This is a genomic window from Bacteroides salyersiae WAL 10018 = DSM 18765 = JCM 12988 (assembly GCF_000381365.1).
GTDB lineage: Bacteria > Bacteroidota > Bacteroidia > Bacteroidales > Bacteroidaceae > Bacteroides > Bacteroides salyersiae.
The window spans coordinates 2,860,171-2,872,992 of record NZ_KB905466.1; the positions used below are offsets into that span (position 1 = coordinate 2,860,171).

Here is a 12,822-nt window from a genome sequence, read left to right on the forward strand (position 1 = left end):
ACCTCTTTCTCTACGAGTTTCACTCTTTTTCTCTATGGGGAAAAGTATGAGTGATTAATATGTTGATAACTAATGTGTTGTATATCTACTTTCCTGTTCGTATTTTTCATTTCCGAATACCTTCTTACTTTTCTTTTAGGAGTGAGTGATTGATGTTAAATAGTTACAAACGACTAATGACTGTTTTCATATACTGTATTTGGAACTGAATTGCTGTTGTCAGTTACTCTCTCTGCGGATCATTTTTCGGGTTGGTATTCCCTTTTCCCACCTCGTAAAACTCATATTTTTCGTATGATTATCGAAAAATAGGTGGAAAATATCGAAAAACGCACTTTTTTTATTGTTTTTCGATAATTTTTTATCGATTTACTTTGTGGGTTTAAAAAATATATCTTTCTTTGCATATCGAAAAACGATAAATAATCATTGAATAACAATTAAAAATATAGTCTTATGAAAAAGTCATTTATGAGTATCTCGATGTTGGTTGTATCCATCTCAATGTTAGCCCTGTTTTTGTGTAGCTCTGCAATTAATGCACAGGCCTCTTCAAAGTTTATTTATGATAAGAGTGAAAATTCGGAAACTGTGTATACTCTTGACAAAAGTGGAAAGTATCTGACTCCGAAACTTAAATACGAATATAATAAGGAAACAAAAGGCAATAAGGAGACGAAGAAAGCATACCGTTGGAATGCAAGTGAACGGAAATGGATACCTTATTACTTGATCAGTATGTCCGAGTCGGGAAATAATTCTATTGTAGAGTATGCGGCATGGGATAACCAAACGCAGGATTTTTCATTAAACTGCCAGAAAGCCGTATATAACAGAGGTTTTGAAAATGATATTCTGTCATATGTGCTTTATAAATGGAATCCGGTAGAGGAAAATTGGGAAGCCGATCAATACTTATTGTGCGGGGATTATCTGGCATTGGAAGCTGACAGTATGAATTAAAACAATTATCTTTGTACTCCTTTAAATACAGAATGAGATGAAAACTGCTATACAATTAGTCCTTATTTACTTTGGATTTCTACAGATTTTGGCACCGATGTTGATGGTTGTCCCTTGTATAATTTATTTACTGGCCACTACCGGTGCGGTAGACAAAGATTCGCTGATGCAGATGATCATTATTCCGGCACAGATGACGGGAATCCTGTTGATGGTAATCTATCTTTGGAAAGCAGGCTATATAAGTAAAGAGAAAACAACCTGGTCTGCGGTATCCCCTTCTTATTTGGGACTGAGTGTTGTTAGTCTTCTCTCATGTTCATGGCTGGTTTCTACATTAATTTCTCATATGGAGTGGTTGCCCAACATAATGGAGCAGACTTTCGATATTCTGCAATCCGGTTGGGGAGGTATCTTGGCTATCGCCGTGGCAGGGCCTGTTCTTGAAGAACTGTTGTTTCGCGGTGCTATCACCAAAGCCTTGTTGAAGCAGTACGATCCAGCAAAAGCAATTCTGATTTCCGCATTTATATTCGGCATTTTCCATATCAATCCGATACAGGTGGTTGCTGCATTTCTCATCGGGCTTTTGTTGGCGTGGGTGTATTATAAAACGGCCAGTTTGCTGCCTTGTATTCTGATGCACATATTGAATAATAGTATTTCGGTATATCTTAATATAAAATATCCCGGCGTGGATGATATGGATGCTCTTGTTGGAGGAACGGCCAGTTTGATAATTACTTGCGTGGCTGTTGTATTATTGGTTGGATGTTATTGGCTGATGAAACGGACCACGATATCTTATCCCTGGAAAAAAGATACTGACATAGAAATATTGACTGATAACGATTGATAGCCATGAAAAAAAGATTGAATATACTTTGTTTATTGGTGATGCTGGTATTCTGCTACTCGGTATTCGAGTCCGCTTACTACATTAGTAGTGCGTTTGTAGATGGCTTTCGGGCGGGTATGAACCATGTTGACAACAAGGAGCAGTTTCAGAAGACGAATAATATGAAGAGCATTGCCTTGTTTCCGGATAACTTTGCAAACTTGAAAGATTCGGTTTATAATGAGAAAATGGGCGAGTTCGTTCCGGCTATTTATGGTAAACTGGTTGTGAGTGTGAATACACCTGTCAATATCTGGCTGAAGTTTATCACCATGATGTGTAACTTTATAGGGATTTTCACCATGATCTTCTCTGTGGTATTTTTTGCCAAATTGATTATTGCCATCAATAAGTCCAGAATATTTGATTGGAAGAATGTCCGGCGGCTTCGTTGGTTAGGGGCTATACTCATTCTTAATTTTATTTGTTCGGCTTTTCCTGCTTATATTTCCGCTTATGAGTTATCGGGGGTATTTTCTATATCCGGTTATTCAGTGAATTTGTCCGGTCTTGTTTCTAAATTGACTTTAGTCCTGGGGCTGGTTGCATTGATCGTTGGTGAGGTCTTCGCTATCGGATTGAAGATGAAAGAGGAGCAGGATTTGACTATTTAAAGAAAGAGGTTATGAAAAGAATTAGTTTTTTAGCTTTTTTTACATTATTATTTATGGCGGTAGAAATGGTAACTGCATTTATTGATATGTGGGGACATACCAATCCGCGTACTTTGGTAGAAAAGAGAACGGAACTGATACAAGAACAGGTGGAAACAGGAAGTCAGATTGGGACAAAGTTTGTGCAGGAACTGAATATAATGCCGGCTGATGATCAATTGACTTTAGATTCTGTACAAAACACCCGTTTTGACGTGCAGACCCCTTACGCAGTGAAGAAAGTGATCGCTTGCGGGTGGGTTCCCTGGTGGATGGGGCTTTTCGGAATTTTGTTTTTGCCGATTCTTCCGTTGCTTATTTGGGGGGCTGTCAACTTTATTAAATTGTTGATTTCTGTATTTAAGCATGAAATATTTACGCGGAAAAATGCGCGTAGATTGCGCATATTCGTATATACTATCAATGGCTCTTTGGCCTTCATCTCATTGTATGATTGGTTGGTATATCATTGTATAGCCAGTCAGACTACAGTGCCCGGATATGTGATAAGCAATTATGAATTTGCTATAAGCTGGAGTGATATGTTCCTGATGTTGCTTTTCGCCGAGATTTTTGCATTGGGTGTGAAGTTGCAAGAGGAACAGGAACTGACCATTTGACCTAAACTGAAAATAAAGAAATTATGGCTATAATAGTAAACCTTGATATTATGATGGCCCGAAGAAAAATCTCTTTGGGCGAGTTGGCGGAAAAGGTGGATATTACACCTGCTAATCTTTCGATCTTGAAAACCGGTAAGGCAAAAGCGATCCGGTTTTCTACGCTTGAAGCTATTTGTAAGGAGTTGGATTGCCAACCGGGAGATATTTTGGAGTATAAGGAAGGCGACGAATAAAAGGAGGGGCTTCCTGTTCGGTGCAATTTAGTTTACAGATGAACCGGATCAGGAAGCCTTTTCTGCAGGAAAGTCAGCTTATGGTTGAAGTACCGGGCTACTATCCCGACAAGTAATGCCGCAATGATGGTGCCTTCGCGTACTCCCGTCACTCCACCGGACAATAGCAGCGATGTGATGCATGCCAGTGTCATTAACGTGCAGTCAAAACCTATTTTTACCCATCCGAATTCTTTCTTCTTTTTCTGTGAGATTGCATGTACGAATGCTTCTCCGGATAGCATTACCACATTGGCTATTACTTCCAGACTTACCCCTAACCCCAAGATGATACAGCCCAAGACCAGAGTTGTTATTTTCCAAAGATAAAATTCGGGCACGACCCATGACAGCATAAGCATGGATATGTCTATGAAAAAGCCGAAAAGGACGGAAATGGGGAGCTGTAGCCATTGCTTTTTCTGGAAATCTTTTTTTAATAATAGCATTTGTCCCGTTATGAGGAGCAGATTCAGGATAAAAGTCAATGTTCCCAAAGTGACAGGGAATCCTAAGCTGATGGTGTAGGGTAAACTGGAAATGGGAGAGGAACCGAGACCTGCTTTGATAATTAAACTGATACCTACTGCATTTGTGAATAGTCCGATGGTGAATAGTGTGTATCTTCTTACCGTTTCTTTTTTTGACATCTTTATTACTTTTCTTTTCGGCGGCAAAATTAAGCAATTCTTCTTTGGTAAATTTATCGCTAAGTTTCAAAGTTTGTTGTCTGTGAGAGTCAGATTTGTTACCTTTGCCGGTATGAATCAACAGCGTGAATTTCGAAAATCAGAAGAACCTTTCTATTTTGTGTGTTATGACAAGCCGACACAGAAAGAGTTGTACGAACGCAATTATAAGCTGATAAAGGTAGCGGAAGGCGGAACGATTACCTTGTCTTGCTGTGGGGAGACACTTACCGCGAAGGAGGGAGATTATTTGTTTGTAAATCGTGGTGGATTTTCAAAAATACGGATATTACCCGGAAAAAGCGGCCGTTTTCGTTTGTTATGTTTGAATCTTACAGAAAAGTTTCTGAAAACATATGCGCAGAATAATTTGATTCCCGTGTATTCCTGCTCTACTTCATTTTATTTTCGGAAGATCGGTGAGAATACTCTGCTGAAAGCTCTCTTTTCTTCCTTGGCTGTTTATGCGGATGAGGAGGTAAAGCCCGATAAAAAGCTGGTTGAGTTGAAGTTAGAAGAATGTTTGCATCTGTTGACTTTTATAGATAAGGAAATTGTTTCGGCTCTTTTTTCCGGTCAACTGGATATTCAGAAAGATTTGGTGGAGTTTATGAATGCAAATTATATGTTTAATGCACCTTTGGAACATTTTGCCGAGTTTTCCGGCAGGAGTCTTTCCACTTTCCGTCGGGAGTTTGTACGGCTTTTCGGTACCACACCCAATAAATGGTTAATAGCTAAACGGCTTGAAGTGGCTTATCAGAAGATAACGGAAGAAAATCTGAAACCATCGGATATTTATTGGGAGTTGGGTTTTGAAACATTGGCACATTTTTCCCGAAAATTTAAAGAGCGGTATCATATAGCGCCTTCACAGTTGAGAAAATAATGTGCCAATGTGTCAATAGGTTAATGTGCCGGATTAAGGCAGTACGCACACTTTGTGCATAGTACCGGCTACTTTTACAATATAGATGCCGTTGTTTACCGTTTCGTCGGCTTTCTGATTGCATGTACCGTTTGCCACCGGTTTGCCATCGGTTGTAACGATTGTATAGTCTGCACAAATATCGCTTTCGATGATGATTTTACCATTGGCAGCATATACTTTTGCGTTTACGGCTTGAGCTTGTTTGATGCCGGTATCCTTGGAACTTGCCACGACAAATTTGCCGCCAAGATTACCGTTATCTACCGGCTGCACGGCAAATTCATAATCGGTAGTATTGAAACCTTTCATGCGGATTTGCTGACCGTTGATTAAACGCGCGCTTACTTTGGAGTCATAAGTGGTGTTTCCGAGTTGAAGATTGGTTTCAATGTTGGCAGGAACATAGGTATATGTATAGGTAGTTCCGAATTCATCCGCTTTTTTGGCTTTGATGTATATATTGTAACGGATTGCTTCTGCCGGAGTGGTATCATCTGTTGCACTTCCCCAAGAGATGATTACGTCGGAATCTTCTTCTTTTACTTGCACATCTGCATCATTCACGAACTTCGGAGCTTCGTTCATGGCCAGATCGCTGGTCAGATTGTTAGGAACGACCCGGTTGAACCAGTTAGGTTCTTTCGGTCCCCATCCACTGATAGAGTAGTCCAAAGCACCGTCATGGTTGAAATCAACGAAGTTAACATCGGATTCGTGAGAGTTAACATTGTCATTCAGGTATTCACGGGTAAAACTATTGTCTCCGTTGTTGTAATACAGGTTGGTAAGTGAATATTCTGTTTCGGTCTGTCCGTCTGTCGATGACCAGCCACACTGAATCATAATGTCGATTTTTCCATCGTTATTGATGTCACCTACAGCCGGTACGGCTCTGGCTGCCAACAACTGAGTCACTTCGGTTTTTAAAGGTTCGGCAAAAGTTCCGTCACCATTGTTGATATATAGGTTACCGATGGTGTTTTGAGTTTCTGTTTCGCTGTTTTTAAAGTCTCCAAACTCCAGAATATCCGGATAGCCGTCGTTATTGACATCTGCGGTAAAGGTGGTACCGCTTTTTTGTCCTTCAAAGAAGCCTTGTTGGGTTGTTTCGCGGAAAGTTCCGTCACCATTATTAAAGTAGATGGTAGTTGTAGCCACCCAGCCATTGGTCTGATCGTTTCCGGAGACAATGAGGTCGAGATAACCGTCTTTGTTTAAGTCACTCAAGTAGATAGAACCGGTTGTGATTGTCTTGAAAGGCTCGATCCCTTCACCGTTTTCTCCTACCGGATTTTGTACCTCTTCGAAGGTTCCCTGATTATTCCGGTATAGAATGACGTGCCAGCTTTCGTCTTTACGCGCCCAGCCGGTCATGAATAAATCTGTCCAGCCATCATTGTCATAGTCGCCGGCTGCACAGAAATATCCCCGGTGTTGGCCTTCGCTTTCTCCGATGCCCAATTCGTCTATTTCTTGCTGAACCGCATGCTCAAAAGGATTTTCCGGGTCTCCCGTTCCTCTCCAAATGGCTGTATAGTTTTCCCGGCCGTTATCGGTTGCTCTTTTTCCTTGCACGTAGAGGTCCATGATACCGTCGTTGTCAAAATCTAAGACCACCGCTCCGGCAATTTCCAATTTGGGGATATCGACCGGTATGTTTGTGAATTCGCTTCCCTCTTCATTTCTGAACAGATATGCATGTCCCAAATCTTCGTGTTTTCCACCGATAACAAAGCGATCCATGTATCCGTCGTTGTTATAATCGAACCATAAATCCTGTCCCCATTGGAACCAGGAGCATACATTTGCCCCTTCCGGGTCGCTGGGGTCTCCCCAAGGTTGTTTGACGGGATCTCCCCATTCCACTTTTACAGGTTCTGTTGCCAGTGCATTCGAGGCTACTATAGCGCTCAATGCCATTGTCGATAGTAATTTTCTAATTTTCATAGCGTGAATATTTAATAGTTAATATTAATCAGAATAACTCATGGTCAGTAGTAAGCTGCTAAGTAGTAAATTTTTTAGTAGTAAGTAGTTAAGTAGTAAGTAGTTAAGGAGGATACATTAGACAAGTCATTTCTACTTAACTACTTGACTACTTAACTACTTACTACTGATCAGCTTACTACTGCATATGAATGATTCCGGTTGAAATGATTAGTTTTTATAAATAAGTGTACTTTGGCTGATATCGGGGGTGGTACATTTTATACAGTAATATCCTTTGGATAAATAGGGTACCGGGATGCAAAGCGGATTATTATTGGCTGCATAGTTCGGATAAAACGGACGCCCTGCAATATCGTAAAGACGAATGTCGGCAGTAAGCTCCCGTTCCGGAAGTTGTACGTAGATACTTTCATTCTTCTGCTCATACCATATTTTTACTTTCTCCGTTATTTCCGTGCCTTTCATTCCGGTGTCATCGGGATCCGGATAAATACGTATCACGAAACCGCCTCCTTCTGCTACTTGAAAACTCATTTGAGTCTGACTGGTAACATCGGCCGTATAACATTTGCATGCTGTCGCATCTCCGGTACGGCTCGATGTGTCGTTGTTCTTTTCCGGTATATCTTCAATAATGTAGGCTTTATAACGTGTATTAGGATCAAGGAATGAAAAACCAACGTTGAGACTGCGTTCTGTCCAGTTGCTTAATCCGCCTATATACCATTCGTTTCCTGCCCTGCGTGCCATGACTGCATATTCGCCGATTTTCCCTTGCAGGGGTTTTGTCTCATTCCAGACGGTAGGTACGTGCTTTAAGAACTCCATTATCTCCGGGAATTTCCGGTATTCCGTCGGTGCATCGCTCACGAATCCCAATGTCTGATGATATACTACATACTGAGCCATCTGGTGTGCGCGTGTACCCAAGCTCCAAGGGGCGCCGGTACCTTTCCAGGTCCATCCTTTCCGGGTTTTGTTGCGCAGAGAGCCGGGGGTCATATCCATTGCTCCTCCAAGCATGCGCAGGAAAGGGATCACCGTGTGGTATACCGGGTTACAATTATCGTTCCATTTGTTACTTTCTTCACCTGTCACTGCCTCATAACTGATGATATTCGGGTAGGTACGGTGCCATGCCACCGGTTTGGGACAGCCGTGCAGCAACAGCATCAACTGGTTCTTTGCACAACGTTCTGCCATAGTCGGTATCCAGCCGGCTGCAATCTGATCGTCTCTGGACATGAAGTCGGCTTTCACACCGGATACCCCCCATTCTTTGAAACGGGCAAGCATCGGTTCGTCAACAAGCAGGAAATTGAAATAGCTCCACACCATAATTTTAATGTTCTTGCTCCGGGCATATGTACACAGCTCTTTGATGTACTCTTCCCCCCAGCCGGCATCACAGGTCATCCATTCAAATCCCATTTCTGCTGCAAAGTCGACATAATACTTATAGAATTCGAGCGTATGAGGACGTCCGTCGCCGAACGGACCATAGATAAAGCCTAAATCACCTTCAAGCTCGCCGTCGTGCAACCATTCGAAAGCGGTTCTGCCTCCCGATATCCAGGAAAAGTCTCCTTCTACCTGTGGCTTTGCTAATTTGTAAACCAAGTCATTGTTCATAAGTTCCGAATCATCATGGCTGATGATAAATCCACGCCACGGGTAAGTGCGTTTTCCCGGTGTCACGGCAATGTAGTCGTAACGCTCTAATACAGCCTGAGAGTCGTATTTATTTTCGTTCTTGATCTTTTTGGGATATTCGGCCCATTTGCCTACTAATTTATTTCCGGCCTCTTTTTTTAATAAGTACATACCCGGGTAATTTTCCAAATCGGACTCGATAACCGTGATTCCGATTGCTTTCTTATTATTTCTGAAAAAGCAGGGATTAATGCCGTAGTCTCCTGTTTTGATCGACTTCACACTTAACTCACGTTTATAGGGGAGTTCCCACTGGCTCATGGTACGTTTGTCTTCGTCATAGGCAATCCAGACTTGCGGATTGTCTTTAAAATTGAATTCTGCTATTTCGGTACGAACGGTGATACTTCCACTGATTTTACTTTCCATCCGGTAGGCTACTCCTTCGTCATACGCCCGGCAGTGCAAGGAGTAAAGAGAGCCTAAATCGAGTATCATTTCGTTGTAGGTGTCGTCTATTTCGTCATTTTCGCCCAGATGCATCGGGATTTTCTGACTGATAAAATTCCGGGTACACTTCTCCACTACCGGATTTTCTCCTAAAACCAGTTGGCGGCCGTTCCTCTCTACCACCATTGCAATGGGAGAGATTTCAGAGATCGCCTCTCCGCCGGAAAATAGTTGGTAAGAGAGAGTATCTTCTGTTATAATTTTAAGTTCCAGCGTTCCGTTAGGCGAACTGACTGTATACTCTTTTTGTGCTTTTAGCTGCAAGGTTGCTGCAAAGCATAAGACGATGATTAAAATAAGATGTTTTTTCATATTCCGTATGGTTATTAACAAGTTCTATCTGTCTCTTTTATTGGCTGCTACAAAGGAACGGCATAGTTGTCACATGTGGAATGGATAATTCTATTCTGAATATGGATAATTTTACCTTTACAGAAAGCGTTATCATGAAAAGTAAGATTATCCATATTCGTGGTAAGATTATCTATTCTTTTTTTCCTGTCAATCAGCTTATTTTGCAATCGGATAGGTCAGGGGGAGGTAAGTAGTCAGGTATTAGGTAGCAAGTAGTAAGCAGGTAGGTGGATAAGTAGTTAATTAATAGGGTTGTAGATAGGTAAGTGGTTCGATGGTAAGGTAAGTATAAGTTATATATTATAAATACGATAAAATGGAAATAAAAAGAAAGATGAGTAACACATTGGGGGCCGGCCTTTTACTGCTGGCATCCGCTTTTAGTTTTTCTGCACAGGCTGCACAGGTTTTTCTGCATAGCGGCGAACCGGTTGTTGCCTGGAAGTTGAAACCGCAGGCCGAAGTGAAAGAAGACGCAAACACTTTGTGTAATAAGGGATACAATGCATCTTCATGGGTAGATGCTGTAGTTCCGGGGACTGCTTTTACGGCTTATGTAAATGCCGGACTGGAAAAAGACCCTAACTTCGGTGATAATATCCATAATGTAGATCGTGCCAAATACGATCGCAGTTTCTGGTACCGTACCGAGTTCAGGATTCCTGCCGATTTTGATAAAGAACTGATCTGGCTCAATTTTAACGGGGTGAACCGTAAGGCGGAAATTTATCTGAACGGACACAATTTGGGTATTCTGGATGGCTTTATGCACCGGGGACGTTTTAATGTAACCGATATGGTGGATAAAACCGGTGAAAATGTATTGGCTGTGCTGGTGCATATGCCGCAAACTCCGTTGGCCAACTGCGGTAGTCCTACCTATCTTTCCAGTGGTGGCTGGGACTGGATGCCATATGTCCCGGGATTGAATATGGGTATTACCGATAAAGTATTTTTGAGCAATACGGGAGGTGTGACCTTGATTGATCCGTGGATACGTACTGATTTACCCACTCGTGCGCGGGCGGATATATCTGCACAATTGGAAGTGAAGAATAATGAGAATAAATCGGTTAAGGTCGTAGTGACGGGTATGATCAAGCCGGGTAATATTACTTTTAGCAAAGAGATCGATTTATCTGCCAATACGACTTCTACCGTCAGCTTTGACAAACGTTATTATCCGCAATTGATGCTCGACAGTCCCCGGTTGTGGTGGCCGAACGGATACGGAGAGCCGAATCTGTATACTTGTACTTTCGAAGTAAAGGTGGATGACAAAGTTTCCGAAACGAAAGATGTTACTTTCGGTATAAAGAAATATACTTATGATAAGGAGAATAACACTTTCCACATTTATATCAATGGGGTTCCCGTATTTGTAAAAGGGGCCAATTGGGGGATGTCGGAATACATGCTTCGTTGCCGTGGTGCCGAATATGATACAAAGGTTCGTTTGCATAAAGAGATGAACTTTAATATGATACGTAATTGGCTGGGCTCTGTGACCGATGAGGAATTTTATGAAGCTTGTGACAAATATGGAATTATGGTGTGGGATGATTTCTGGATTAATTCCAATCCGAATTTGCCTTACGATCTTAACGTGTTCAATAATAACATGATGGAGAAGATTAAACGCATACGCAATCATCCGAGTGTGGCAGTGTGGTGTGGAGATAATGAGTCCAATCCACAACCGCCGTTGGAAGGCTGGATGGCCGAGAACATCAAAACGTTTGATGGGGGCGACCGTTATTTTCAGGCAAATTCCCATGCACAGGGGCTGACCGGTAGTGGCCCGTGGGGGGCTTTCGAACCTCGTTTCTACTTCTCTAAATATCCTGACGGATTGGAAGGCGATCCGGCACGCGGCTGGGGATTCCGTACGGAAATAGGTACTGCTGTAATGACTACTTTTGAGAGCTTTAAAAAGTTTATGCCGGAAGAAAACTGGTGGCCGCGTGATGATATGTGGAATAAGCACTATTTCGGGCAGAATGCTTTCAATGCGGCTCCCGAGCGTTATGACGCTTCTATCGCAAAAGGTTTCGGTAAGCCTGAAGGCATTGAAGATTATTGCCGTAAAGCGCAGCTTATCAATATCGAGTCGAACAAAGCAATGTATGAAGGCTGGCTGGATCGTATGTGGGAAGATGCATCGGGCATCATGACCTGGATGGGGCAGTCGGCATATCCTTCAATGGTTTGGCAGACATATGATTATTATTATGATCTGACAGGTGCCTATTGGGGGGCGAAGTCGGCTTGCGAACCGGTACATATTCTTTGGAATCCGGTGACGGATGGTGTAAAGATTGCCAACACAACGGCACGTGATCTGGAAGGGTTGACTGCCGAGGTTAAAGTATACAATCTGGATGGTAAACCGGTAGCGGCTTACACGAAATCGGCTACGGTCAATTCGCCCAGTAACACTACCGTACAGTGTTTTACCATCGATTTTAATAAAGAACGCAAAAATCTGTCTTTAGGAAAACCGACTTATGCGTCGAGTGTCACTTACGGGCAACCTTCGGATGCTACGGACGGTAAGAAGGACACCCGTTGGGCAGCAGCTAAAGCGGATAATGAGTGGATCTATGTAGATCTTGGTAGTGTGCAGCCTGTCGGTGGTGTTCGTTTAGATTGGGAGGCTTCGTTCGGAAAAGCTTATAAGATACAGGTATCGAACGATGCGGAAAACTGGAAGGAAGTCTATAAGACGGATGAAGGACGCGGTGGTGTAGACGAAATTACCTTCCCCGAAGTGGATGCCCGTTATGTACGTATGTTCGGTATCGAACTCGGCTGGTGGTTCGGTTATTCCTTGTGGAGTTTCGATGTCTTGAGTGGAACGCAGCCCAGTGAAGGATTGAGCGATGTTCATTTTATCCGCCTGACCTTGAAAGATAAAGCCGGAAATGTAGTTTCGGAAAATAACTATTGGCGTGGTAACGACCGTTTGAACTTTACGGCTTTGAACACTTTGCCGAAAGCGGATTTGAAGGTTTCTTCCAAAATGGTGAAAAAAGATGGAAAGGCGGAAATCCAGGCTTCCATCACCAACCCCGCTTCTGCCAAAGGTGTTGCCTTTGCCGTGCATGTGCAGGCATACCGCACCTCGGATGGTGAGCGCATTTTGCCGGCTATCATGAATGACAACTATTTTACCCTTATGGCGGGTGAGAGGAAGAATGTTACCATTACGTTCGACGAAAAGTTATTGGACGGCGGTTCTTATAAACTGGTGGTGACCCCTTATAACAACTAACATATAACTGTTCGGGATTTGCGATTAGACGGTTTATGATGTTGTACGATTG

General features: G+C 42.5%; 10 protein-coding genes. 7 read left to right on the forward strand and 3 right to left on the reverse strand.

Annotated features, from left to right (window positions below):
* Positions 1-456 precede the first annotated feature (456 nt).
* The 5 genes from HMPREF1532_RS10420 to HMPREF1532_RS10440 are packed head-to-tail and all read left to right on the forward strand — an operon-like array spanning position 457 to position 3,370.
* Positions 457-963: a DUF3836 domain-containing protein gene (locus HMPREF1532_RS10420; protein ID WP_005928740.1), complete on the forward strand. Its 507-nt coding sequence runs from the start codon at positions 457-459 to the stop codon at positions 961-963.
* A 37-nt stretch (positions 964-1,000) separates the two neighbouring features.
* Positions 1,001-1,819, forward strand: a complete 819-nt coding sequence (locus HMPREF1532_RS10425; protein ID WP_005928742.1) for a CPBP family intramembrane glutamic endopeptidase — start codon at positions 1,001-1,003, stop codon at positions 1,817-1,819.
* A 5-nt stretch (positions 1,820-1,824) separates the two neighbouring features.
* Positions 1,825-2,475: a DUF2975 domain-containing protein gene (locus HMPREF1532_RS10430; RefSeq protein WP_005928746.1), complete on the forward strand. Its 651-nt coding sequence runs from the start codon at positions 1,825-1,827 to the stop codon at positions 2,473-2,475.
* 11 nt (positions 2,476-2,486) lie between these two features.
* Positions 2,487-3,134 (forward strand): DUF2975 domain-containing protein, encoded by a 648-nt coding sequence (locus HMPREF1532_RS10435; protein WP_005928749.1) that lies wholly within the window; start codon positions 2,487-2,489, stop codon positions 3,132-3,134.
* Between the two features lie 23 nt (positions 3,135-3,157).
* A complete protein-coding gene (locus tag HMPREF1532_RS10440; RefSeq protein ID WP_005928752.1) occupies positions 3,158-3,370 on the forward strand; it encodes a helix-turn-helix domain-containing protein in 213 nt (70 codons plus the stop codon).
* Between the two features lie 32 nt (positions 3,371-3,402).
* On the opposite strand, the gene HMPREF1532_RS10445 is transcribed toward HMPREF1532_RS10440, so the two are convergent.
* The gene (locus tag HMPREF1532_RS10445) at positions 3,403-4,059 is read right to left on the reverse strand and encodes a YczE/YyaS/YitT family protein (protein ID WP_025819234.1); all 657 of its coding nucleotides are present in this window, start codon (positions 4,057-4,059) and stop codon (positions 3,403-3,405) included.
* Between the two features lie 82 nt (positions 4,060-4,141).
* Here HMPREF1532_RS10445 and HMPREF1532_RS10450 point away from each other — a divergent pair, with 82 nt between their 5' ends.
* Positions 4,142-4,987, forward strand: coding sequence for a helix-turn-helix domain-containing protein (locus tag HMPREF1532_RS10450; RefSeq protein WP_240059876.1), 846 nt, complete (start codon positions 4,142-4,144; stop codon positions 4,985-4,987).
* Between the two features lie 33 nt (positions 4,988-5,020).
* On the opposite strand, the gene HMPREF1532_RS10455 is transcribed toward HMPREF1532_RS10450, so the two are convergent.
* Both HMPREF1532_RS10455 and HMPREF1532_RS10460 read right to left on the reverse strand, forming a co-directional pair.
* Complete coding sequence (locus HMPREF1532_RS10455) at positions 5,021-6,976, reverse strand: FG-GAP repeat domain-containing protein (protein WP_005928760.1); 1,956 nt, start codon at positions 6,974-6,976, stop codon at positions 5,021-5,023.
* 210 nt (positions 6,977-7,186) lie between these two features.
* Positions 7,187-9,454, reverse strand: coding sequence for a glycoside hydrolase family 97 protein (locus HMPREF1532_RS10460; RefSeq protein ID WP_005928764.1), 2,268 nt, complete (start codon positions 9,452-9,454; stop codon positions 7,187-7,189).
* Positions 9,455-9,830: 376 nt separating this feature from the next.
* Here HMPREF1532_RS10460 and HMPREF1532_RS10465 point away from each other — a divergent pair, with 376 nt between their 5' ends.
* Positions 9,831-12,770, forward strand: a complete 2,940-nt coding sequence (locus tag HMPREF1532_RS10465; protein WP_005928766.1) for a glycoside hydrolase family 2 — start codon at positions 9,831-9,833, stop codon at positions 12,768-12,770.
* Positions 12,771-12,822 lie beyond the last annotated feature (52 nt).